We start from the raw sequence: 23876 nt of genomic DNA, 5'->3' as shown, positions 1-23876 counted from the left end.
TGTGATCATGCAGACAGTGTCAGCCAGCGCTCAAAGCGAAGAGGCGGACAAAGGCTTTGTAGCGGAGTATCTGGAGGGAGCGCTCTCGGGGCTGGGGCGTGACGTGACTATAACCGGTTTCAGCGGGGCGCTAAGCTCGCGCGTAACGATGGAAAAGCTAACGATTTCTGATGATCAAGGCGTGTGGCTCACTCTGACGGACGCGGTCCTTGATTGGAACCGCTCGTCCGTTTTGAAGGGTAATATAGAGATCAATGAACTCTCTGCTGCGCTTGCGGAGCTTCCTCGCGCACCTGCGCCTTCTCAAGATACACCAAGCCCGGAAGCTACAACATTTTCCTTGCCGGAATTGCCTGTTTCCCTGCGGGTAAGCCAGATTTCGGTGAAAAAAGTCGTTCTGGGCGCGCCTGTCGTGGGCACGCCTGTTACGGGCTCAATCAAAGGTTCGGTCAGCGTGGCAGAAGGGCAGGGCGAGGCCAAGCTGGCAATTACACGCCAAGACGGGCCGATGGGCGTGTTCAATCTTGAAGCAGGGTTTTCCAACACAAGCCGCGTGCTTGCGCTTGATCTGACCCTCCGCGAAGCTGCGAATGGTATTGCTGCCAACATGCTCAATTTGCCTGGAAGGCCGCCGGTGGAACTGTCTCTTAAAGGCGAGGCCGAGATTGATAATTTCACTGCGGATGTCGTTTTGAAAAGCGATGGTGAAGAGCGTCTGGCAGGCCAGATCGGAACGCAGGCGCGGCAGGAGGCCGAGGCCCAGTCAGATGATGCGAACGTTCCAAACCGCGTGATCAAAGCTGATATAGCCGGTGACCTAACACCTCTCTTCGCTCCGGAGTATCGCGCATTCTTGGGGGATAATGTTGCCCTTAAGAGCCGCATTAGCCTGTTTGATGATGGGCGCACATCTCTTGATGAACTAACCCTCACGGCTGCCGCGCTGCGCCTGAGCGGTGAAGTGGCCCTTTCAGCAGATGGCCTGCCTGAGTCTTTTCAGCTTGATGCCCTTTTACAAGACCCTTCAGGAGGTGCATCGCTTCTGCCAATGTCCGGCCCTGAAACGCGCGTGCAAAGTGCAGAAATTACCGCGCGCTTTGACAGCCGTGTAGGGGATAGCTGGTCGCTTAAGTCCGAATTACTGGGCCTTGAGCGGGAAGATGTGCGCCTTGACACAGTGCGAATGGCGGCCAGCGGTGTGATTGTGCGCGGCGATACGCGTCAGGTCACCGCGCGGATTGATGGCAACGCAAGAGGGGTAACCCTCGCGGATGCAGCTCTTGCCGCAGCGCTTGGTCCGTCTTTCACCATAGGAGCCGATCTTGATTGGCGCGATGGGCAACCGTTGGCTGTGAGCAACCTTGAGCTTGAAGCTACAGAGCTTGTGTTAACGGGAGCAGGGACAGTTGAGGGGCTGGACAGTGCGATGACACTTCAAGGCGCGCTGCAGGCAAAGGCGCCGAGTATTTCCCGCTTTTCTGCTTTGGCAGCTCAACAGCTTGACGGCGCAATAATTGCCGATCTGAAGGGGCGTTTCGCGCTTTTGAGTGGCGAAGGTGATCTGGAGTTGAATGCCAATGCTACAGATTTAAGCGTTGGCATTGCGCAGGTCGATGGGCTGATCGCAGGCAATAGCCAGCTGAAAGCTTCAGTGCTTCGTAGCACAGAAGGCCTGACGCTGCGCTCTTTTAGGATCAATGCGCGCGGCGGAGTTGCCGAGGCACAGGGGCGGTTGGCAACGGGACAAAGCAAGCTAGACTTCAACGCAACGCTGAATGAAGCCAGCCAGTTTGTTGCGGGGCTAAACGGCCCCGCACAGTTGCAAGGAACAGCCGCTGAAACAGCGTCTGGCTGGACTGTCGATCTTGATGCCAAAGGTCCAAGGACGATCGCGTTGGCAGCAACAATATCCTTGCCCCAAAACGCAGCAATCAGCGCAAAGCTTGATGCCAATATTGGCTCTATCAATTGGATCGTCCCCGATCTGAACGGCCCTGCAAGCATCGTAGCGACTGCGCGACAGACTGGTGAAGCATGGGCACTCGATGCAGCCGCCAAAGGGCCAGGCGGCAGCACGGTCAATATCAACGGGCAAATCGCTTCAAATGCAAAGAATGCAGCTCTCGCATTGAATGGCCGCGTGCCGCTGGGGCTTTTGAACCAGCGCTTGCAGCCAAATTCCCTGCAAGGCTTTGCCGATTTTGACATGAAGCTTAACGGGCCGCTCGTTCTTTCGTCTGTGCGGGGGCAAGTGCGCACTAGCGGCACACGGTTTTCGTTGCCTGCCCTTCGAAATGCGCTCACCGATATTGACGCAACAGTCACGCTCGATGGAGGCAATGCCACCGTCAGATCGATTGCAACTGTCACATCTGGGGGGCAAATCACCGCACAAGGGGGCTTCGGCTTACAAGCGCCATATACAGCAAATATCGAGCTGGGGGTGATCAATGCAATTCTCAGCGATCCTAAACTTTACAGCACACGGGTTAACGGCACGCTCACTCTGGGCGGGGCGCTCGCGTCAAGCCCGTCTTTGGCTGGGCGGCTCCTGTTGGATGAAACAGAGATACGCGTTCCGTCAACAGGCATCGGTGCTTACGGCGATATTCCCGAAATAACCCATCTGAGCGAGCCCGCTGCCGTGCGGCAGACCCGTTCCTTTGCTGGGCTTCTAAATACTGGCGGAAGCGAAAGCGCTGTTGCGGGGGGCGGCATCGGGCTCAATGTGCAGATCATCGCGCAAAACCGGATTTTTGTGCGTGGCCGAGGGCTTGATGCCGAACTCGGAGGACAGCTTGAACTGACAGGCACAACGGCTGATATCATCCCAAAAGGGCGCTTTGATTTGATACGGGGACGCCTTGATATCTTGGGGAAGCGGCTGGACTTGCGAGAGGGTTACGCCCGTATGCAAGGTAGCCTTACCCCTGAGTTGCGTTTGGTTGCAGGCACGAGCACAGATGACTACGTTATTCTTGTGGTTCTTGAGGGGCCGGCTGATGCACCGGAAATCACCTTCACATCAGAGCCCGAATTGCCGAGCGACGAGGTGCTTGCGCGTCTCCTTTTCGGACGTGACATCAGCTCGATTTCTGCCCTTCAGGCGGTGCAACTGGCCTCTGCTGTGGCAACTCTGGCAGGCAAGGGCGGTATTGGTATCGTCGAGAAATTGCGCCAGCAAACTGGCTTCGATGATCTTGATGTAACCACGGATGAAGACGGAGAAACTTCTGTTCGGGCAGGTAAATATATCAGCGATAAAGCCTATACCGACATAGAAATAGACAGTCAGGGCCAGAGCCAGATCAACCTTAATCTTGATCTTTCCAAGTCGACAAAACTGCGCGGTTCTGTTGACAGTGATGGTGAGACAGGCATCGGCTTGTTTTTTGAAAAAGATTACTGAGAGCGACGAAGGTAAGTTGCACTGCTAAAAGTCTCTATGATCGCTTGGTTATTCATGGGAACAATGACGCTAACGCGCAACCGTGTGAGGATATAGGCTATGAAGATGAATACCACGGTTCAACATGTCACCGACCGTATCATCATGCGCAGTCAAACCACCCGTCGCGACTATCTGGAGCGAATGGATGCCGCGCGTGCCAAAGGCGTTGCCCGTGGGCATCTTTCGTGCAGCGGGCAGGCGCATGCCTATGCTGCCGCCGACGAAGACAAGGCTCGGCTTGTCGGCGAGGGTGCGGGTAATCTCGGGATCGTAACAGCTTACAATGACATGCTTTCGGCGCATCAGCCGTTTGAAAGCTACCCTGCGCTGATCAAATCTGCGGTGCGTGAGGCAGGAGGCACGGCGCAGGTTGCGGGCGGTGTGCCTGCGATGTGTGACGGTGTCACGCAGGGCGAAGCGGGAATGGAACTGAGCCTGTTTTCGCGTGATGTGATCGCGCTGGCGGCTTCGGTGGCGCTGAGCCACAATACTTTTGACGCTGCGGTTTTTCTCGGTGTTTGTGACAAGATCGTGCCGGGTTTGGTGATTGCCGCACAGGCTTTCGGGCATTTACCCGCCGTATTTTTGCCCGCGGGGCCAATGACGAGCGGCTTGCCCAATGACGAGAAGGCCAGGGTGCGTCAGCGCTTTGCGGCAGGCGAGGTGGACCGCGCCGCGCTTATGGAAGCTGAGATGGCCGCCTATCACGGCCCGGGAACCTGCACGTTTTATGGCACAGCCAACACCAACCAGATGCTGATGGAGTTCATGGGCCTGCACCTTCCGGGTGCAAGCTTTGTGACACCGAGCACGCCTTTGCGCACTGCTCTCACAGCCGAGGGGGCCAAGCGCGCTCTATCGCTCAGCGCGCTCGGCGACAGCTACACCCCCGTCTGCGATATTCTGAGCGAGAAGGCCTTTGTAAACGGCATCGTCGGGCTCAACGCCACCGGTGGATCGACCAACCTGCTGATACATCTCATCGCCATGGCGCGCGCGGGCGGAATACTTCTGGATTGGGAGGATTTTGCCGAGCTCTCCGAAGTGACTCCGCTGATTGCGCGAGTTTATCCCAATGGGCTTGCTGATGTGAACCATTTCCATGCGGCGGGTGGCCTAGGCTATATGATAGGCGAGCTTCTTGGCGCGGGTTTGCTGCACGCAGATACCAAGACTGTCGCGGGCACAGGACTTGCGCATTACACGCAAGAGCCCACGCTGGCCAGCGGCACGCTGAGCTGGCAGGCAGGCGTGGGCCGAAGCCTCAACGACAAAATTTTGCGCTCCGTGGCAGACCCGTTCCAGCCATCAGGCGGGCTTGCGCGGCTTTCAGGAAATCTTGGCACAGCCGTTATGAAAGTCTCTGCCGTTGCGTCCGAACACCAGATCATCGAAGCTCCAGTTCGGGTGTTCGCAGACCAGAACGATGTGAAGGCTGCTTTCAAGGCGGGCGAACTGACGGGTGATCTTGTTGTGGTGGTCCGCTTTCAGGGGCCAAAGGCCAACGGTATGCCTGAGCTACACAGCCTCACGCCGGTCCTGTCGATCCTTCAAGGGCGCGGACAGAAAGTGGCGCTGGTCACTGATGGACGCATGTCGGGTGCATCTGGCAAAGTGCCCGCAGCGATCCATGTCTGCCCCGAGGCGCTCGACGGTGGCATGATTGCCAAGCTGCGCGACGGTGATGTGTTGAGGGTTGATGCCACAACGGGTGTGCTGGAAGTTCTCACCGCAGGTGTGGAGTCCCGCCCAGCTTCCATTGCAGATCTGGGTCAAAACCAGCACGGCGTTGGCCGCGAGCTCTTTGCTGCTTTCCGAAACGCCGTTGGTGCGGCTGATACCGGAGCCTCAATCTTTGGAGAATAGCCTATGACACTGTCTGCCTATGACGCCAGCCGCCAGACTCGTGCGCTTTGCCAGATCGCTCCAGTTATCCCTGTACTTGTGGTTAACGATGCTGCCGCTGCACGCCCGCTGGCCGAAGCTCTGGTGGCAGGCGGGCTGCCTGTTCTGGAGGTGACCCTGCGCACCCCCGCAGCACTTGATGCGATCCGCGCTATGGCCGAAGTTGCTGGCGGGCATGTCGGCGCAGGCACGCTGACTACGCCCGATGATGTGCGTGCTGCAAAGGCGGCAGGCGCAACTTTCGGTGTCGCTCCGGGCGCTACCGATAAACTCCTCGCCGCCTGTGAAGCCGAAGGTTTGCCGCTGCTGCCCGGGGCCGCCACGGCAAGTGAGGTGATGGCTTTGCTCGAGCGCGGATATGATATGCTGAAGTTTTTCCCCGCCGAAGCCACAGGCGGGGCCCCCGCGCTCAAAGCCATCGGTGCGCCGCTGCCGCAAGTATCGTTCTGCCCGACAGGCGGCATCAGCCTAGCCAACGCGCAAAGCTACCTTTCCCTGCCCAATGTCACCTGCGCAGGTGGAAGCTGGATCGCACCCCAAAACCTCATCACCGCTGGAAAATGGAGCGAAATAGAAGCACTCGCCCGTGAAGCTGCCGGTTTGAAAAGTCACTAAGGATGCGCTGGCCCCTTTTTGAAGGCACCTGCGCATGGGCCGGACGCTCGGATGGGGGAGAGGCGTGCTGTCGGTTAATCCCGGCTTCATACTTTTTAGGGGTATTGCCGAGTTGTTGGTGTCAGCTTTGGAACACCCTTAAAGCGCGAGCTGTTGAATGTCGCTGAAAACTGACTCCGTATTTTCACCGAGATTTCCCTAGCAGAGTGCCGCTATGAAAGCATCCACCAGCCCTAAGTCAACGATCATGATCTGCTCTCCGAGGCTCCCTCATTCATAACGAGGGTTTGTGGGTTTGGATTTTATGTTCGTTGCCGTTTTCTAGTCAGCTACAAACCTCAAAAAAAGGCCGGTGGGATTTTCCGGTAGGGAAGTGTTGATAGGTCAATTGGCGCGAGGCCGGGGCAGTCCAGATCAACGATTTGAGCGCAGAGCTCCTGGAAACTTGCGCGGAAGTGGTTCTTTGCTTTGATTGCGAAAATTGCGACCTCGTTGAGGTCTATGCCGTGAAGATCGCACCACGCGGGATCGTTGGCACTTTGACAGGTTTCGCTAATGACCACCCGCATTTGGCCTCGTCGCAGGACTGCGGTTCTCCCCAGATCAATTTGCCGCCCGAACTCCATTGGTCCACGATTGCGAAATTGGCCATCTGTTAGGTGCTCTACAATACCCTCAAATAGCACTGGCGGGCCAAACTCTGGCATTATGCGCCCGCCAAGCGCGCAAGAAATCGCAGCCCCTTCACCCAGTTGATGCGCTTTCTGGGTAAGCTCGGGATCATAAAAGAAGCAAAAGACTGTGGGATAGTCCGGGTCTGCGTCAACCAAAGCGCGGAATTGGGCCGTTGTATCACCAATGCCTCCAGATAGAGGGTTATCCGCAGGATCAACCAATGCGATGGGCCAAGACGCGCCAGAATCAAGGTCGCTCACGGCTTTTGTGATCGCGGTTGCGGCATCAGGCAACGTAATCCCAAATTCCTTGCGCCGGGCCATGTATGCGGCGGATAGTCGAGAGATCGTTGGTTCTGGATCAATGCCTGGAATGTATGTGGCTGTCACAATCGCCCGCGTGTTTGGCGTATCCGCATAGGCGAAACCGCCAAAAAGCGAGACATCCTCCAAGCCCTCGGTAGTGCATTCTGTTTTCCCCATCGCTACTAACTCGGCCATCGGGCCTTTGTCCGTCCGCATACCATGTGACAAAGGTAGAAAGTCTAGCTGGCGCAGTGCTATTTGCGGCCTTTGGCCCGTCTCTAATGCGCGTTCCATAGCAGACAAGGCGCGAATGGCCGCGGCATCCATATCAACATGCGGATAGGTGTGATAACCTGACATAATATCGGCTGATTTAATTAGCGACGGATCAAGGCAGGCGTGCATATCAAAGCTGACCGCCAGCACGGGGGTTGGGCCGATAGCCTTTCGCACTGCCGTTAGGAAGCTGTAGTCGGGCGAAAGGTCGCCTTCTGCGACCATCGCGCCGTGGAGCGAAAGATAGACCCCATCCCAGTTCACGCCGGCCAAGTCCTCCAGAATTTCTTCTGTAATTGCCTGGATTGCATCGCTCGTTACGGGCCCTAGTGGCGGGGCTGAAGTGCAGCGGGAAACTGTTGTTTGCCAATGGGGGTGATCGTCAAGGAATTTGACTAACCCTCCCAGCTCCGTTGCGGTGTCTCGTGCCTGGATCAGAGCATCTTCGCCTTTTGTCCATTCGCGGCGGCGAAAATCGTCCAAGGTTGTCAGCACCGGATTGAAACTATTTGCCTCATGCCAAATACGAGCAATAGCTATGCGGCGAACATTTGACATGTGAATAGCCTTTCAGGATCAGATTCTGCGGCGTGGAATATTGTTGGCATAGGTATTGAGCGATTGAAGGTGCCTATCTGCGTTTTGGAGAGCCTCAAGAGCGCCCAGCCGATCTTGAGAGGCAAGCAGACCACACAGCACCTCTGATATGGCGAGTGCAGGGGTTAATGTATGGAAAAAGGTCTGGCTTTCCGTGGAGCACAGAACAGCAACTTCGGAAATCGCAATCAGAGGCGAAACTTCACTGTCAGTTATGGTGATAACAGCCATTCCTTGTTCGCGCGCTGCCGCTGCAAGTTCTAGCGAGTGGAGGGCGTAAGGACTGATGGAAACCACAAGGAGCACATCCTTGTCCGTGGCGTGCAATAGGCCATCACCTCCCGTGCCTGCGGGTCCATCAAGGTGTATGGTTTTCTCACCTAGCAATGTCATCACGTAGTGAAAATGCCAAGCGACTGAATGGCATGACCGAAGGCCGAGGACATAGATCCGTCTTGCTTGGTTCAAACGGTTGGCAACGGCTTGAATACGGGCGAGTGATTCCGGCTCGCTCAACTTCGTGATTTGGGCGGCGAGGCTTTGAAGCATATGCTGAGCAAGGTCGCTGCCTTGATCCGGTACGGTGGTTTCCCGCTCCATCGCTCGCGCGGCAAAACCGTCAGCGCGCATTCGTATTGCCTTGGCGTAGTATGCGCGGATGTCTTCATAGCCAGCCAAGCCCATAAATTTTGCAAGTCTGGTCATTGTTGCTGGCTGTACGCCAGCATTTCGGGCAAGCCCTCGCATGGAGACGAGAGCAACCTCTTGCGGGTTTTCCAGGACATACCGTGCGGCTTGCTGGAGTTGCGGAGACATCTCGTCATACAGGGCAATAATCTGGTCCCTAAGGGAATTATCCTGCGACATTTGTTTCATTCCCTTTCAACACATACTGCTTTTGTGTCCCGCATTTGCGCGAATAGCAACATATATATGGCTAAATTATAAGCATATGGCGCTTCTGTCTGAGATTTATGTGTTTCATGATGCAATCATTGGCGCTAGACGTTTCATTTTTAATTAATATGAAACATATGTTGCAAAGTTGTTTTCGGTCGGCATTATGAGGGCAAGCGATGCAACCGCCCGCCAAGAATCGAATCGAGGAAGCAATATGACCAAGATCCTTCACCGCAACATTGGCGCAGAAATGCCGCGCGCTATTTTAGGGCAGGGCGTTACGATCACCGATAGCGATGGCCGAGAATATATTGACGGTTCGGGCGGTGCAGCGGTCAGCTGCCTTGGGCACAGCCATGAAGAGGTTCTTGATGCGATGCGGGCGCAGATGTCAGTGCTTTCCTATGCGCATACCTCTTTCTTCACCACCGATGTCGCTGAAGAATTAGCTGAGCGGTTGGTTGCATTAGCTCCAGATCCATTGAACCATGTTTATCTCGTTTCTGGTGGCTCGGAAGCTGTGGAGGCGGCTTTAAAGATGGCTCGGCAATATTTTGTAGAAACGGGGCAGCCGCAAAGAAAGCATATCATTGCGCGCCGACAAAGCTATCACGGCAACACTATTGGCGCATTGGCAACCGGCGGAAACGCGATGAGGCGTGCGCAATTCCAGCCGATCTTACCTGAGACGCACCACGTCTCACCCTGTTTCGCTTATCGCGATCAGCGCTCAATCGAAACCGCGGAAGTTTACGCTACCAGGCTAGCCGATGAACTGGAGGCAAAGATCCGGGAGCTGGGTCCAGATAAAGTTATGGCATTTGTTGCTGAGCCTGTTGTCGGTGCCACGATGGGGGCGGTGCCCGCTGTTGAAGGCTATTTCAAGCGGGTGCGGGATGTTTGTGATCGCTACGGTGTGCTGCTGATCCTCGACGAAGTCATGTGCGGTATGGGGCGGACCGGCACTATATTTGCTTTCGAGCAGGAGGATATCGTGCCCGATATCGTAACTATTGCCAAGGGATTGGGCGGGGGCTTCCAGCCGATTGGCGCGGTGTTGCTATCGCATAAGATTTTTGAAGCGTTTCGCGATGGCTCTGGGCTATTTCAGCATGGGCACACTTATATCGGTCATCCAATTGCCGCAGCTGCATCGAATAAAGTGGTGGAGATTTTGAGCCGCGATGGAATGATGGAGCATGTCGTTGCGATGGGGGAGCGATTGCAAGCGGGGCTGGATAAAGAACTAGGGCAATCACCCCACGTGGGCGATATTCGCGGTCGCGGTCTGTTTCGCGGGATTGAAATTGTAAAAGATAAAGATAGCAAAACACCATTTGATCCGGGGTTGAAGATCTTCGCCAAGATCAAAAAGGCCGCGATGGCGCGCGGACTCTTATGTTATCCGATGGGCGGGACGATTGATGGGGTCAATGGCGATCATGTGCTTTTGGCGCCGCCCTATATTTGCACGCCAGAAGAGATTGATGAAATTGTTGTTCGGATTGCGGCGGCCATCAACGAGGTTGTGGCGGCGCAATGAGTTATCGAATTGCCTTTGCTGGGTTTAATTTGGAATCCGTCACGGCGGTGCACCAGATTTCCACTTACTCGGATTTTGAGCGGGTTTGCTATCGCGGCAAAGAGATTCCTGAAAAGTATCGTGGAACGAACACTGTTGCGGGAGGTGTTCTGAAAGCGCTAGGCGCTACCGGGGCAGAAATGGTACCCCTTTTTCACACACTCCTCGGTGCACTGGGTCCCGCAAGCGATGACGCTGTGACTGCTTATGCCAACGAACTTGTGCAAGGCTTGACAGGAGCCGGCGATTTGGATGGCTTGGTTCTTTACCTTCACGGCGCTTGCTGGGCAGCCGGTTTTGAAGATGTGGAGCGTTATGTAATTGACCGCGCCCGTGCAGTTATGCCCGATCTGCCGATTTCTGTGGCGTTGGATTATCACGGTAACGTGGATGATCGTACACTCGATGGGGCCGATATCGCGGTTGCCTATCACCATTCGCCGCATATCGATATGGGGCAAACGGGCGAGCGGGCCGCCTCTGCATTGTTACGAATGCTGGTTACCGGAGAAAAGCCCGGACTTGCTGTGGCGCGACCCGGCATTGTTATCCCTTCGATCATGTCCGCAACGCGGCTCGAGCCATTGGCCTCAATTATCGCAAACGCACGCGCGCTTGAAGCAGCCAATGATTGCGATATCTCTGTAATGGGTGGCTTCGCCTATTCTGATAGCGCCAACACGGGCATGTCTGTGATTTGCCTTGATTGGGATGGGGAGAGCGCGGCTCGCGAAAAAGCTGAGGTTCTTTCGGCGCAGCTTTGGCAAGCAAGAGAGGCGTTGGCTCACTCAATTCCTGTTGTCCAACTAGAGGACGCTTTGAAAGCTATCGAGGCAGAGCCAGCGAATGGTCTGCCTACTGTTTTGTTGGAACACGCCGACAGAATGAATGATTCCACCCACATATTGCGCGCTTTAATGAGCTGCGACATTGGGCGCATCAACGTGCCGTTCTTGCTGGATCCTGAGTGTGCGGCGCAAGCCCACGCGGTGGGCATCGGCAATGAGGCCTACCTTTCACTTGGAGGCAAAAGTGCGCCCGAAGCAGGTGGCCCGCTTGATGTTTGCGCAAAAATTCTTTGGTCGGGATACAAAAAATACACGGTATCAGGCCGCTATCAGCAAGGGGCTCCGGTAGATCTGGGGCTGACCGCATTGATTGAGGTGGGGAATATACGGATCTCGGTCGTTTCGCACTTTGCTTTCGCGGTTGATGGTGATCCGTTTTATATATTTGACGAGAAGCCAGAGGATTACGATGTGATCTTGCTGCGATCTAAGACCCATTTCCGCGATTTCTACGAACCTCTGGCCGCGGCTATTCATGTTGTGGATACGCCCGATTTGGGGCCGGCCGATGTTCGTTTGATCCCATTTCGCCAGTTCGATACGGCACACGCTTACCCATGGCGTGATGTCGTTCAGACTTCCAATACCAACGACCACTAAACCAAAAAACGAAACCAACAAGGATAGGTAAATGAAAACGTTCGGATTAAAAGCACTTGGGTGCGCAGCACTGGTTGCCAGCACCTTCACCGCGTTGCCTGTATGGGCCGAAACCACGCTCACAGCCGTGATGCAAGCGCCACTGCGCTCTCTCGATCCACATCTGAGTACGGCGCAGATTGTTCGGACGCACGGGTTCATGGTTTTTGAAACCTTGCTGGGCATGGATGATAAATATCAGCCACAACCGCAGATGGCTGATTTCGCCGTTTCGGATGATATGCTGACATACACCTTTACTCTGCGCGACGGGCTTCAATGGCATGATGGCACGCCTGTTGTTGCTGAAGATGCTGTGGCCTCGATCAATCGCTGGTCGCAAAAAGACGGGTCCGGCGGCACCATGATGACCTATGTGGAAAGCATAGAAGCGACATCAGACAAAGTATTGACGATCAAGCTGAAATCGCCCTTTGCCCCGCTTTTGGAACTCTTGGCGAAACCATCGCCAATTCCGGCATTTATTATGCCCAAACGCTTGGCCGATACGCCAGTTGGCGAGCAAGTAATCGAAATGGTTGGCTCAGGTCCCTTTAAGTTTGTAGCCGATGAATATCGTCCGGGCGATCAGGCGGTCTACGTAAAGAATATGGACTACACCCCGCGCGAGGAACCATCTAGCTGGACTGCAGGAGCTAAGGTTGTGAATGTGGACAAGGTGGTTTGGCAGGCGATGCCTGACATGCAAACGTCCATCAATGCGATTCAGTCGGGGGACGTAGACCTGATTGAACAGGTCACCATTGATTTGCTGCCACTTTTGGCGATGAACGACGAAGTTGAAACCGGAATCAAAAATCCGCTGGGCGCGCAAGTAACCGGGCGCTTCAACCACCGTCTACCTCCCTTTGACAATCCGCAGGTCCGCAAAGCTGTAATGTATGCGCTGGATCAGGAAACCATCATGCAAACTGCAATCGGTAACCCTGATTTCTTCCAGCTTTGTCCATCCATCTATGGGTGCGAAGTGCCGTTGGCCTCGGACGTGGGGGCGGAGTATTTGGCTGGAACAGCCGATGAGCGGATGGCAAAAGCCAAAGAGATCCTTGCGGCTTCCGGCTATGACGGCACGCCCGTTCTGATGATGCAGCCTACGGATCTGACCGTGCTAACCACGCAGCCGATTGTCGCAGCCGAACGCATGCGCGAAGCAGGTTTCACAGTTGATGTCGCGTCGATGGATTGGTCCACTTTGCAGTCGCGCAAAAACGGCTGGCAGCCAGTTGCCGATGGCGGTTGGAATTTCTTCTTCACCTATTGGGGTGTCGCAGGCATCTGGAACCCATTGGTCCATTCGCTGATCAACGGTTCGGGTGATGATAATTCCTGGGCTGGCTGGCCCGTGAATGCACGCATTGAAGAATTGCGTGCGGCTTATCTGACGGCAGGATCGCTGGATGAGCAAAAAGAGATTGCCAAGGAAATCCAGAAAATCACTTGGGATGATGCGTTCTACTTTAACGCGGGTGAGTTCAAATCCGTTGCTGCTTGGCGCACTGAGCTGAAAGATGTTCCGGCAGGTCCAATCACCTTGTTCTGGGGTGTGAGCAAGTAAACGATTAACATCGCTGCGGGCGGTGGATTGTTTCGCCGCCCGTCATTTTTATGCGCCGCCATGGAGGCAGAAATGTTAAGTTATTTCCTGCGTAGACTACTAACAGCCATTCCTGTGATGTTTTTCGTGGCGGTCTTTATTTTTCTATTGCTGCGGCTTACCCCCGGCGACCCAGCCCAAGCGATTGCTGGTGATCAGGCTACACCTGCGCAATTGGAACAGATTAGGGAAAGTCTTGGTCTAAATGAGCCGCTTTCAACCCAGTTTTTTACGTGGGTTGGACGCATGGCCAAAGGTGATTTCGGCCAATCCCTCATTTCACAGCAGCCGGTTTTGCAGATGATCGGTCAGCGGATCGGGCCTACCATTGCCCTTGCCCTAACGGCGATGGGTTTGACGGTGCTGATTTCCCTGCCAATGGGTGTTTTGGCTGCCTGGCGGCACGGTGGGCTGACCGATCGCGCCGTTATGGCTTTTTCCGTGATCGGATTTTCGGTTCCGATTTTTGTTATCGGATATGTGTTGATTGGCGTGTTCGCCGTCAACTTGCGCTGGTTTCCTGTGCAGGGCTACAAGCCTCTCGCAGATGGCTTTTGGCCCTTCGCGCATCGTATATTCCTGCCCGGTTTGGCGCTGGCCTCGATCTATATCGCGCTGGTTTCTCGCATGACCCGTGCCTCTATGTTGGAGGTGCTGCGTGAGGATTATGTGCGCACCGCCCGCGCCAAAGGCTTGTCTGAAATTGTTGTGCTGTTCCGCCATGCGTTGCGCAATGCCGCGATTCCGATACTTACTGTTGTTGGCACGGGCTTTGCCATGATGATCTCGGGCGTGGTTGTGACAGAGACCGTGTTTAATATCCCCGGACTTGGGCGCCTTGTTGTCGATGCGGTTCTGGCCCGTGACTACCCACTGATCCAGGCAATTATCCTGCTCACAGCAGGCACCTACGTTGTGATCAATCTTCTTATTGATCTTTCCTATGCACTGACAGACCCAAGGATTCGTTACCAATGAAGCCATCGCAAAGTGCCCAGAAAGCCCCACGCAGCCGCCTGCTGACGAATCCACCACACTGGACAACAGTGTTGGCGTTGGTAGTGCTTGTTATAATCGTCGCAATTGCGGTGTTTGCGCCTGCGGTGGCCAATTTTGAGCCCACCCAGCTAAATGCTATGATGCGACTGAAGCCAGCGGATGACACATATTGGATGGGCACCGATAGTTATGGCCGCGATCTCTATTCGCGCGTGATTTATGGCGCTCAGGTCTCCTTGCTTGTAGGGGCGGGAGTGTCGATCGGAGCCTTGGTTATCGGGCTTCCGCTTGGGTTGCTTGCTGGCTGGTTCCGTGGGTTGGATGCAGTGCTTATGCGAATGATGGACGGGATGATGGCTATTCCGGGCATCCTCTTGGCGATCGCAATCGTCGCCCTAACGGATGCGGGGCTAACAACCGTTATCATCGCGATTATGCTTCCTGAAATTCCACAGGTGGTTCGGCTCGTGCGTTCACGTGTGCTCTCTACACGGTCCGAGACATTTGTTGACGCAGCCGTTTTGCTTGGAACGCCGCCTTTGCGGCTGATCTGGCGTCACCTTTTGCCATCCACCATCGCGCCTCTCATTGTCCAAGGCACATATATTTATGCATCCGCCATTCTGACCGAAGCGGCATTGTCATTTCTGGGTGTCGGGATAGGGACTGAAACCCCGACCTGGGGAAATATTATGGCTGAAGGAAGGCTCTACTTTGCGCTGAACCCTTGGCTTGTCTATTGGCCTGCAATCGTTCTGTCGCTGTGCATTTTGTCGATCAACCTTCTGGGAGATGCGCTGCGCGACAGGCTTGACCCTAAGATGAAAGGACGATCCATATGACGTCTGCTCCCGTTCTTTCTGTTCGTGACCTGAAGGTCGTAACGACGGCTCGTAACCCCGCGGAAATTTTGAAAGGTATCAGTTTTGATATTTTCCCTGGAGAGACGCTTTGTCTTGTGGGGGAAAGCGGGTCTGGCAAATCCGTAACATCGCTTGTTTCAATGGATTTGCTGCCGCGCGGTGAGTTAGCCGTGGCGGGCGGCGAGGTGCTTTTGAATGATGAGGATATCACCAAAGCCAGTCCAAGCCGAACCAGAGCGCTGCGCGGCTCTGAAATGGCGATGATCTTTCAAGAACCGATGACGGCGCTAAATCCGGTGCTCACCATCGGTTTGCAAATGGATGAAGTGTTTCGCGCGCACCGCGATATGCGCAAGCCCGAACGCAAAGCCGCAGCGCTGGAAGCGTTTGAATCGGTGAGCCTTCCTGATCCTGCCCGGATTTATGATAGCTTCCCCCACCAGCTTTCCGGGGGCCAGCGGCAACGTGTTATGATTGCCATGGCGCTGGCTTTGAAACCAAAGCTTCTGATCGCTGATGAACCGACGACCGCACTAGACGTGACAACACAAAAGCAAATTCTCGAGCTGATCCAGCGCTTGAAAGAGGAGCAGAACACCGCCGTTTTGTTTATTACCCATGATATGGGCGTTGTCGTCGATATTGCGGATCGTGTCTGCGTTATGCGCCACGGAGAGATCGTAGAGACTGGAAAGGTTCAAGACGTCCTAAGTCAACCAAAAGAGCAATACACCCGTGATCTTTTGGCCGCTGTGCCGTCTCTGACACCGCGCAAGGCCCGGCCTCAAGAGGGGCAGGAGAAAGTGCTGGAATTGATCGGGGTCAACAAAATTTTCAGTTTTCAGTCCTTCATCTCAAAACTGCTTGGCCATGAGGAGCATTCGGTGCATGCCGTCAATGATGTTAGCTTCCGGCTTGATCGAGGGCGGACACTGGGCATCGTGGGCGAAAGCGGTTCTGGGAAATCCAGCGTCGCGCGATGCATTTTGCGTCTGGAAGACCCAACGAGTGGGGCTGTAGTCGTTAATGGAAATGATATTGTGCCTCTGAGAGGGCAAAAGGCACTCGCAGAAGCGCGGCGTGCCGTGCAAATGATATTTCAGGACCCTAACCGCTCGCTCAATCCTCGACTAAGAGTCGGCGAAAGCCTCATTGAAGGGCCGTTGAATTCGGGAGAAGCTCGAGCAGAAGCGATGGCCCGTGCTGGTGATATACTAGAGATCGTTCGCCTCCCGCGTGAAAGTCTGGATCGCTACCCGCATCAATTTTCAGGGGGGCAGCGGCAGCGGATCGCAATCGCCCGCGCGCTTATGATGTCCCCTGATGTGATCGTGGCAGATGAGGCCGTTTCGGCACTGGACGTCTCTGTGCAGGCACAGGTATTGGAATTGTTGGCAGAAGTTCAAAAGCGCCAAAATCTCGCTGTGCTCTTCATCACCCATGATTTGCGCGTTGCCGCTCAGATCTGTGATGATGTGATGGTAATGCAGCGTGGGAAGGTTGTTGAGTTTGGTCCCGCCGAACAGGTTTTGGCACATCCCCAACATGCCTACACTCGCGATTTGATCAATGCCGCGCCCGGCCGCGATTGGGATTTTGCAAAAGGCCGCAACATTGGGGCGCTTGTATGATAAACGCCAGTCTTGTCCAGTTTGATGCAAAACCGCTCGCGCCCGCACATAACTTTGCCCGCATCTATGAATTCATTGCTGCTGAGGCGCAGGCTGGCGCCGATTTGATTGTTTTCCCCGAACTTGCCAACACAGGTTATGTAGAACCGCTGGTGCCGGGAGGGGCGTTTGTTTCAGATGTTCCGCATTATGGCGAAGCGCTATGCGCTGCTTGCGCTGATCCAAAAGGTGAGGAGATTGCAGCGTTGGCCCGTCTTGCGGCAGAGAAGCATGTGACGCTTGTTTTGGGACTTGGGATGCAAGACCAGCTCCGCAATGGGATTATCTACAATGCTTCGATCTTGATCACGCCGGAAGGGAATATCACTCAGTATATAAAAACCCACCAGTGGCAGAACGAGAAACTCTATTTCACGCCGGGCGATAAAATCCCGGTTTTTTCCGCGTTGGGAACCCGGCTGGGAATGCAGATTTGCTATGATATTCGCTTCCCTGAGGTGACACGCATTCTTGCTCAGCAAGGCGCATCTATTGTCACCTCTGTTTGGGCATCTTTCGGCCCTGATGGCGCTCCTGTCATGGATGAAGGATTGTTTCTTCACCGTGCCTACACGCGCGCGGTTGAGAATGGCGTTTTCTTTCTAAGCTGCAATCGAGCTGGAACACACGGTGATCAGCGGTTTTTCGGCCGATCGTGTGGTTTGGCACCGGATGGTACGCTCTTAGGTGAGCTGGATCACGATAAAGAAGGCGTGCTGCGCCTTCAGATAGATCTAGATGCGGTTACGCGTTATCGCAGTTTTACCGGAATTTGGGCGGACCGCCGCCTCGCGCTTTATGCGCCGTTTTTCAACCCGCTGGAGGATTGAGAGGATGATGGACACCCCATGCCCTCCTCTCACCGATGCGCAATGGCCCGCCGAAATTGCAGAAATGCGCAGCGGGTTTGCCGGAGCGCTGAACGTCTACCGCACCATGGCGCATCATCCTGCGCTTTTGCGGGCTTGGGCACCACTTCGCCAGCATATCGTGAAAGATAGCAGTCTTGGCCCGATCCGCGCAGAAGTTGTGATTTTGCGCACCGGCGTTAGGCTTGGTTCTGACTATGAATGGGCGCATCACGTAAGTCGGGCGCGATCCCTCGGCATGGATGATGCACGGATTGCAGCGATCCGCGACATGCCAGTCGGGGAAGATGGGCTCATCGTGCGAGCGGTTGATGCACTGATCGACGAAAAGCAATTGTCGCTGGAGCAAGAGGCGGAACTCGCGTCCATCATTGGGCGTGAAGCAGTGATCGATCTGATCGCGACGGTGGGATTTTATTCGGTACTTGGTTACCTGCTTCAGACCTACAAAACCCCCATTGATCCCGATATCTCGATTGAATTAGGCGATTTCGTGTGAGCGAGCTCAGGCGGCAGGCTCAAACACTATTCGCGCAGAAGGTGCTCAAATGTTTTCTACTGCCGGATCGAACGTAATTTCTTCCAGCCGGTGATCCGGACATAGGATGTTGAATGTCACTTAAAACTGACCTGGTAGAGGTCAGGATTATCACTGAGAAATGCCCATGTGCACCCCTGCCCCTGGCGGGAGTTGTCGGGGGTTATGGGAGTGATCGACATGGGATTTTTGACATCAGGCAAGATACAGGCGCTTCTATTGCCTTCGATGCCGGTCCGGCATTTCCGCGCTGGCGCATGGGTATCGCGTTGCCTTGTGAGTGAAGTTGCCATGCCCATGATATTTGAGCGGCTTCCAAATTTGCGCCTCGAAGGGGAAGTCCCCTTTGGCGGTGGGCTGTTCGGGCCCTCTCTTCTGTCCGGTCGCATGGGATATTCCAGACAGACCGCAGCCGCGATAATCCCCGAAATCCGAATCCGGAGAACTCTCTAAAGACTACGAGTGCGAAACGGATTGCGCCCCCATGCATCCCCAGATAGGAGTCCGGTCTTTTCCACACCGCCTGGTGAATTTCCGACTTAAATATCAATGATTTGAAGTGGTGCCCGGGGGCGGAATCGAACCACCGACACGAGGATTTTCAATCCTGATCCTTTTTAATCTACAGGAAATGAGTTGTATGGAATACTCGCTGAGAAGCATGATTTCTACAGAGTATAAATATTTTAAAAACATACAGTTACGAAAAATTCAAGGCCTTTTATACCTGCTTCAGAGCGAAGTTCTTACGAATTCTGTGGATAACTCTCAGACTCCATTTGCGTCCCCAGTGCGTCCCCAAGATACTGGGGGTAGTATTAAGTAGGCTGAGGATACCGCAACATGGCCAAGCTCGAACTGACCGATGCATTCATTAAAAAACATATTCCTGCAAAGCGTGAGGATTATGTCGACACCCGAGAGCCAGGGCTCACGATGCGAATGACTCCGATCGGGAATAAAACTTTTTCGGTTCGTGTTCGCTCCCTCGACGGTGTTGAGCAGAGGGTCAGTCTCGGCGCTTATCCGGATATTTCTCTTAAACAAGCTCGTGCCCAGGCAGCAAAGAAACGCGCTGAAATCAAAAGTGCCAAGGGCAACATTAATAAGGTGCTTAAGGCGGAGGCAAACGCACGTAGTGAGGCTCCAACACTTCAGGAATTGATCGATGAGTATAAGAGCCTTAAATCTGAAACACTGAAAATCTGGCAGTCGTCAAAAAAGTCCGACAGATCGGAAGCTGAACGGCGAATTCAGGCAGTATTTGCAAAGCTTCTAAATCGCCGTGTCGTAGACATCACAGCGGATGAATTGGCTGATGCCCTTTTGGGTTATATTCCCCTTTCCGGCAAGGGCAGCGCCAACGGTCAAACTCAGAAAGCACGCCTTTATTTGATGCCAGTCCTCGATTGGGCTGCTGGCCGTGAACGTTTCAGAGCATCTGGGCGAAAACGGCTGCCAACGCTTGAAGTCCCGGATCTCCGCGATACGATCGATCCGGCCAGTGAAGACCCGGAAATTCGAGGTGAGCGGGACCACGTTTTGGAACGTGACGAGATTGCAGCGGTTCTGCCTTGGTTGACCTATCCTGCAAGGCCAGAATTAAAAATGCGCATGAACGGTATTGTTGACGTTCGACCAATCGCATTGAAGTTCATTCTGTTAACCGCCGCTCGTCTGGATGAAGTCGTGCAGATGCGCTGGAAACATGTCGATTTCAGCAAAGAAGAATGGTTCAAGCCTGAGGTTAAAACGACGCGCGGGCTCCCAAGATCTCAGACCTTGCCCTTATCCCGGTCAGCACTCGATCTTTTAAAATCGCTCCCGAGCTACGAACGGCAGATGCCTGAAGCCCTCGTTTTTCCATCAACGAAAAATACGCCACTTGGAAATTGGAACCGGATAACTAAAGCTATCCAACGCCAAAGTGGAACTTCTGAATGGCACCGACATGATCTGCGTCGGACATCCGCATCAATCCTGCGATTGATTGGAACCGACCTAGGAACGATCGATAGAATTCTGGCTCACCGTATTGACCACAGCCGTGAAGGAACGAGCCGAGCTCTGGAGTCTTATTTATCCGACTTGCGGATCGTAGAGTATCAAGACCCTCAGAAAACCGCTTTAAACAGTCTGGCTGATGTGTATGAGACCATTGAGGGTCCTCCGATTTCATAATTATATAGGCAGATAACTTCGGGGGGGGCTCTAGTAGCGCTCCAGATAACAAACGTTCCGCATGGGGCCTAGGTGGTGTTTGCGACAAAGATGAGAACCGTTTCTTTGCGTCTTAACGGCATTCTTTTGGGGCGCCATTTGGGGATAGGAGACGCATAGATCAGCCTGATTTTTCTGGGCTTTGCACCAGCAATAGAAACTGATCCAGCATAAAATTTTTTTGGAATTAAATGCGGATTGAGGAGGAATCTTCACCTCAGGAAATCTCACCTAAAAAAAGAAAATGTTATCTTTTATATAATCACGTCATGCACACCCCGGGCAAACATTAGTACGTTGCCGCGCCAACATCCGTTCTTGACGATAAAGGTCAGCTAGGCCGACGGGGCTATGTCGCCTGTTGACTTCATACCTAAATTTCTCAAGCTAAGACAAGTAAGGACATCTAAATAATCTCATTGTTCGCACGATGAGCGTGGGGAAACCCGACGGCATTCATTAGTTGGGAAAGTGGGAGATACGACATGACAAATATTCTTGAAGGTGCTGAACCATTTGAGTTCGCAGGCAACGATATCGGGGTGCTATTGATCCACGGCTTTACTGGGACCACGCAAAGCATGCGATACGTTGGCGAGCAGTTGAACAAGCGGTTCGGTTTCACGACTGTCGGAGCCCGATTGCCTGGCCATGGAACTACGGTGCAGGATATGGCAGCCAGCAATGAAGAGGACTGGATAGAAGAAGCCGACCGCGCCTTGAAGGATCTCGCCGCCCGCAGATCCAAGGTGTTTGTGGCGGGGCTGTCTATGGGTGGAACGCTTACACTCTCTCTTGCGGCGCGTTACCCTAACATGGTGCAGGCGATCGCGCCTATCAACGCGGCGGCACATATTCTGAATGATCAGATCGCCGAGGTCCTGTTCATGACGTCCAAGCCAGAATACCTCCCAGGTGTCGGCTCTGACATCAAGGATCCTAACGCGAAAGAACTTGCTTATACAGAGATTCCGTCAGCTTCGTTGAGCCATTTGATGACACTGGTCATGGGGACGGATACAAAACTTAAGAGTATTTCTTGCCCGATACAGGTTATCCAATCGCGTGAAGATCATGTTGTGCCTGCTGCAAACGCACGCCATATTTTGGCAAACGTTTCATCTGATGACGTCCGCTTGCGTTGGCTGAATGAATCATACCATGTCGCAACGTTGGACAATGACAAAGACATCATTGTCGATACTTTGGGACGGTTCTTTCAAGAAATCGCCGATGGTTAGGCCCCCGTTTCATCTAATCTTGCTAAGATCGGTTGTGAAAATCATCTGCTCCACGTCATGACGCGCGAACAAAGCACCGCGGAGAAAGCTAGCCAAGGCTCGTCTCACTTGCCCATGGGACGTTTTGCCGTTGCTCGAGAGATGACCGAACCTCAACAAGGCTAACTGCAAAACGCAGACATAAATGGCAGTATGTGTTGCGCCATTTTTTACACTTCGTATCGCGCAGAGCGGCGTTGAAAACGGAAGGGTATTCAGTCTATTCGGCGTATAATTGCGACTGGATGCTGCTGATCGAGTGGTTCAAATGGAAACAATTGTAAATACCCTCGACAGAGAAAGTAAGTGAAACTTAAGTGCAGTAGCGACTGGTGTATAATTTTCAAAAAAGTCCAAATTGAAAACTTGACAGACTGACATGTTACATTTTACCAATGTTGCAAGGAAGCGATTTTGTCGCTGGGAGGAAATATGACATACGATTACATCGTCGTTGGCGGTGGGTCTTCGGGCTCACTTCTAGCGGCTCGGCTGGCCTATGCCGGCGCTAAAATTCTAGTGCTTGAAGCGGGCGGTAGCGACAAAAATCCGCTTATCTCGATGCCTGCTGGCTTTGTTAAGCTTCTCGGCACTGAGAAATTCATGTGGTTTTATCAATCGACTGTTCAGCAGCGGTTGCACGGTCGTCAGCCCGTGGTGCCAACTGGCAAAGTGGTGGGCGGAGGTTCTTCAGTAAATGCTATGGTCTACATCCGCGGTCAGGCTGGCGACTATACGCCTTGGGTAGAAGCCACTGATGATGAGGGATGGGGATGGGACGCACTTTTGCCAATATTCAAGGAGATGGAAGATAACAATCGTTTGCAGGATGAACTACACTCAATTGGTGGTCCATGGAAAGTATCGGATCCGGTGCAGATCTGCGATCTAAGCCGCAGTTACGTTTTGGCAGCACAGGCTGCGGGCATACCATTTAACAATGACTTCAATGGTCCGCGCCAGACGGGAGCAGGGTATTTTCAGCTATCGGTTGAAAACGGCCGACGCTGCTCAGCGTCATCTGCTTTTTTGCGTCCAGCCATGAAGGCGACTGGCAATATTGATCTGCTGACGGGCTGTTTAGTCCACAAAATCGTTATAGAAAACGGCCGTGCGACGGGCGTGCAGTATTCCCGCAAAGGCGTGACCGAAACCGTCAAAGCCAATTCCGAGATCGCTCTTTGTGCAGGCGCAATAGCAACGCCTAAGATTATGATGCTGTCGGGGATTGGTCCGCATTTTCACCTCAAAGAGCACGGGATCGAAACCCTCGTGGATCATGAAGGAGTGGGGCAAAACTTGCAGGACCATACCGAGGTGCCAGTGCTGGCATTCACAAAGCCTGGACACGGATATTTCGGGCAGGACAAAGGATTCAACCAGATCCGTAACGGGCTTCAATATATGATGTTCAAGTCAGGGCCTGTGGCGTCAAATGGTGTCGAGGCGGGCTCGTTTTTCCATCCCGATGACCTGTCACAAGAAGCAACGATACAGCAGTTTTGTGTGCCTTCGGTCTATCTGGACCCTGACACAACCGACCTTAAGCCTACATATGGTTTGACGATCAACTCTTGCGTGTTGCGGCCTGGCTCGCGTGGGTCAGTGCGGCTTGCAAACAACAATGCGAACACACAGCCATTGGTGGACCCAAACTACTTCGAAGACCCAGAAGATCTACGGTTGTCGGTCGGTGGCCTCAAGATTGCGCGCAAGATACTTGATCAGGAACCGCTCCGGGAAATTATTACCAAAGAAGTCTTTCCTGGGCCAGACCTGCAGGACGATGCCGCGCTGGAAGATCACGCTAAAAAATTCGTCAAAACAGTCTACCATCCGGTTGGGACTGTCCGCATGGGGCGTGAAGATGATAGCCGAGCTGTTTTGACGGCCGACTTGAAGGTCAAAGGTATCGAAGGGCTGCGCGTTGCCGATGCTTCTGCGATGCCGACGATCATCTCGGGCAACACCAATTCGACAACTCTTGTTGTCGCCGAGCGCGCTGCGCGCTTTATGTTGAACGAGTAAG

16 protein-coding genes are annotated in these 23876 nt (G+C 53.7%); 14 read left to right on the top strand and 2 right to left on the bottom strand.

The window, feature by feature from the left end:
* Positions 1 to 7: 7 nt before the first annotated feature.
* From OE750_RS16375 to eda, 3 genes are all read left to right on the top strand, one after another.
* A complete protein-coding gene (locus tag OE750_RS16375) occupies positions 8 to 3409 on the top strand; it encodes a translocation/assembly module TamB domain-containing protein (RefSeq protein ID WP_263765386.1) in 3402 nt (1133 codons plus the stop codon).
* A gap of 99 nt (positions 3410 to 3508) precedes the next feature.
* On the top strand, positions 3509 to 5317 hold the full coding sequence (edd, locus tag OE750_RS16370) for a phosphogluconate dehydratase (RefSeq protein ID WP_263765385.1): 1809 nt from the start codon (positions 3509 to 3511) through the stop codon (positions 5315 to 5317).
* A 3-nt stretch (positions 5318 to 5320) separates the two neighbouring features.
* Positions 5321 to 5971, top strand: a complete 651-nt coding sequence (eda, locus tag OE750_RS16365) for a bifunctional 4-hydroxy-2-oxoglutarate aldolase/2-dehydro-3-deoxy-phosphogluconate aldolase (protein WP_263765384.1) — start codon at positions 5321 to 5323, stop codon at positions 5969 to 5971.
* Positions 5972 to 6309: 338 nt separating this feature from the next.
* Here eda and OE750_RS16360 read toward each other — a convergent pair whose 3' ends face one another.
* Together OE750_RS16360 and OE750_RS16355 are read right to left on the bottom strand one after the other, a co-directional pair.
* Positions 6310 to 7785, bottom strand: a complete 1476-nt coding sequence (locus OE750_RS16360; protein WP_263765383.1) for a M81 family metallopeptidase — start codon at positions 7783 to 7785, stop codon at positions 6310 to 6312.
* A gap of 18 nt (positions 7786 to 7803) precedes the next feature.
* Positions 7804 to 8700 carry a MurR/RpiR family transcriptional regulator gene (locus tag OE750_RS16355; RefSeq protein WP_263765382.1) on the bottom strand — a complete coding sequence of 299 codons (897 nt, stop codon included), beginning with the start codon at positions 8698 to 8700 and terminating at the stop codon, positions 7804 to 7806.
* A gap of 238 nt (positions 8701 to 8938) precedes the next feature.
* Between OE750_RS16355 and OE750_RS16350 the strand changes: the two genes are divergently transcribed.
* From OE750_RS16350 to OE750_RS16300, 11 genes are all read left to right on the top strand, one after another.
* Positions 8939 to 10267, top strand: a complete 1329-nt coding sequence (locus tag OE750_RS16350) for an aspartate aminotransferase family protein (protein WP_263765381.1) — start codon at positions 8939 to 8941, stop codon at positions 10265 to 10267.
* On the top strand, positions 10264 to 11754 hold the full coding sequence (locus OE750_RS16345) for a M81 family metallopeptidase (protein ID WP_263765380.1): 1491 nt from the start codon (positions 10264 to 10266) through the stop codon (positions 11752 to 11754). The genes OE750_RS16350 and OE750_RS16345 overlap by 4 nt, the downstream gene beginning before the upstream one ends.
* A 31-nt stretch (positions 11755 to 11785) precedes the next feature.
* Positions 11786 to 13369, top strand: coding sequence for an ABC transporter substrate-binding protein (locus tag OE750_RS16340; RefSeq protein ID WP_263765379.1), 1584 nt, complete (start codon positions 11786 to 11788; stop codon positions 13367 to 13369).
* 72 nt (positions 13370 to 13441) lie between these two features.
* Positions 13442 to 14386, top strand: a complete 945-nt coding sequence (locus tag OE750_RS16335; protein ID WP_263765378.1) for an ABC transporter permease — start codon at positions 13442 to 13444, stop codon at positions 14384 to 14386.
* Positions 14383 to 15249 (top strand): ABC transporter permease, encoded by an 867-nt coding sequence (locus tag OE750_RS16330; RefSeq protein WP_263765377.1) that lies wholly within the window; start codon positions 14383 to 14385, stop codon positions 15247 to 15249. The genes OE750_RS16335 and OE750_RS16330 overlap by 4 nt, the downstream gene beginning before the upstream one ends.
* A complete protein-coding gene (locus OE750_RS16325) occupies positions 15246 to 16901 on the top strand; it encodes an ABC transporter ATP-binding protein (RefSeq protein ID WP_263765376.1) in 1656 nt (551 codons plus the stop codon). Before OE750_RS16330 ends, OE750_RS16325 begins: the two co-directional genes overlap by 4 nt.
* Entirely contained in the window at positions 16898 to 17770 is an 873-nt protein-coding gene (locus OE750_RS16320; protein WP_263765375.1) for a carbon-nitrogen hydrolase family protein, read from the top strand. Before OE750_RS16325 ends, OE750_RS16320 begins: the two co-directional genes overlap by 4 nt.
* 4 nt (positions 17771 to 17774) lie before the next feature.
* A complete protein-coding gene (locus OE750_RS16315) occupies positions 17775 to 18308 on the top strand; it encodes a carboxymuconolactone decarboxylase family protein (RefSeq protein ID WP_263765374.1) in 534 nt (177 codons plus the stop codon).
* Positions 18309 to 19190: 882 nt separating this feature from the next.
* Positions 19191 to 20528 (top strand): tyrosine-type recombinase/integrase, encoded by a 1338-nt coding sequence (locus OE750_RS16310; RefSeq protein ID WP_263765373.1) that lies wholly within the window; start codon positions 19191 to 19193, stop codon positions 20526 to 20528.
* A gap of 524 nt (positions 20529 to 21052) precedes the next feature.
* Positions 21053 to 21808, top strand: coding sequence for an alpha/beta hydrolase (locus tag OE750_RS16305; RefSeq protein WP_263765372.1), 756 nt, complete (start codon positions 21053 to 21055; stop codon positions 21806 to 21808).
* A 471-nt stretch (positions 21809 to 22279) separates the two neighbouring features.
* The gene (locus tag OE750_RS16300) at positions 22280 to 23875 is read left to right on the top strand and encodes a GMC family oxidoreductase (protein WP_263765371.1); all 1596 of its coding nucleotides are present in this window, start codon (positions 22280 to 22282) and stop codon (positions 23873 to 23875) included.
* Position 23876 lies beyond the last annotated feature (1 nt).

It is taken from the genome of Lentibacter sp. XHP0401, from assembly GCF_025751535.1.
Classification (GTDB): domain Bacteria; phylum Pseudomonadota; class Alphaproteobacteria; order Rhodobacterales; family Rhodobacteraceae; genus Lentibacter.
Note: the sequence above shows the minus strand (reverse complement) of the source record. Positions and strands in the feature narration are given on the sequence as shown.

What these genes read in the sequence shown, in the direction of transcription:
- OE750_RS16375 (WP_263765386.1), top strand. Translation starts at nt 8, where the DNA reads ATGCAGACAGTGTCAGCCAGCGCTCAAAGCGAAGAGGCGGACAAAGGC.
- edd (WP_263765385.1), top strand. Translation starts at nt 3,509, where the DNA reads ATGAAGATGAATACCACGGTTCAACATGTCACCGACCGTATCATCATG.
- eda (WP_263765384.1), top strand. Translation starts at nt 5,321, where the DNA reads ATGACACTGTCTGCCTATGACGCCAGCCGCCAGACTCGTGCGCTTTGC.
- OE750_RS16360 (WP_263765383.1), bottom strand. Translation starts at nt 7,785, where the DNA reads ATGTCAAATGTTCGCCGCATAGCTATTGCTCGTATTTGGCATGAGGCA.
- OE750_RS16355 (WP_263765382.1), bottom strand. Translation starts at nt 8,700, where the DNA reads ATGAAACAAATGTCGCAGGATAATTCCCTTAGGGACCAGATTATTGCC.
- OE750_RS16350 (WP_263765381.1), top strand. Translation starts at nt 8,939, where the DNA reads ATGACCAAGATCCTTCACCGCAACATTGGCGCAGAAATGCCGCGCGCT.
- OE750_RS16345 (WP_263765380.1), top strand. Translation starts at nt 10,264, where the DNA reads ATGAGTTATCGAATTGCCTTTGCTGGGTTTAATTTGGAATCCGTCACG.
- OE750_RS16340 (WP_263765379.1), top strand. Translation starts at nt 11,786, where the DNA reads ATGAAAACGTTCGGATTAAAAGCACTTGGGTGCGCAGCACTGGTTGCC.
- OE750_RS16335 (WP_263765378.1), top strand. Translation starts at nt 13,442, where the DNA reads ATGTTAAGTTATTTCCTGCGTAGACTACTAACAGCCATTCCTGTGATG.
- OE750_RS16330 (WP_263765377.1), top strand. Translation starts at nt 14,383, where the DNA reads ATGAAGCCATCGCAAAGTGCCCAGAAAGCCCCACGCAGCCGCCTGCTG.
- OE750_RS16325 (WP_263765376.1), top strand. Translation starts at nt 15,246, where the DNA reads ATGACGTCTGCTCCCGTTCTTTCTGTTCGTGACCTGAAGGTCGTAACG.
- OE750_RS16320 (WP_263765375.1), top strand. Translation starts at nt 16,898, where the DNA reads ATGATAAACGCCAGTCTTGTCCAGTTTGATGCAAAACCGCTCGCGCCC.
- OE750_RS16315 (WP_263765374.1), top strand. Translation starts at nt 17,775, where the DNA reads ATGATGGACACCCCATGCCCTCCTCTCACCGATGCGCAATGGCCCGCC.
- OE750_RS16310 (WP_263765373.1), top strand. Translation starts at nt 19,191, where the DNA reads ATGGCCAAGCTCGAACTGACCGATGCATTCATTAAAAAACATATTCCT.
- OE750_RS16305 (WP_263765372.1), top strand. Translation starts at nt 21,053, where the DNA reads ATGACAAATATTCTTGAAGGTGCTGAACCATTTGAGTTCGCAGGCAAC.
- OE750_RS16300 (WP_263765371.1), top strand. Translation starts at nt 22,280, where the DNA reads ATGACATACGATTACATCGTCGTTGGCGGTGGGTCTTCGGGCTCACTT.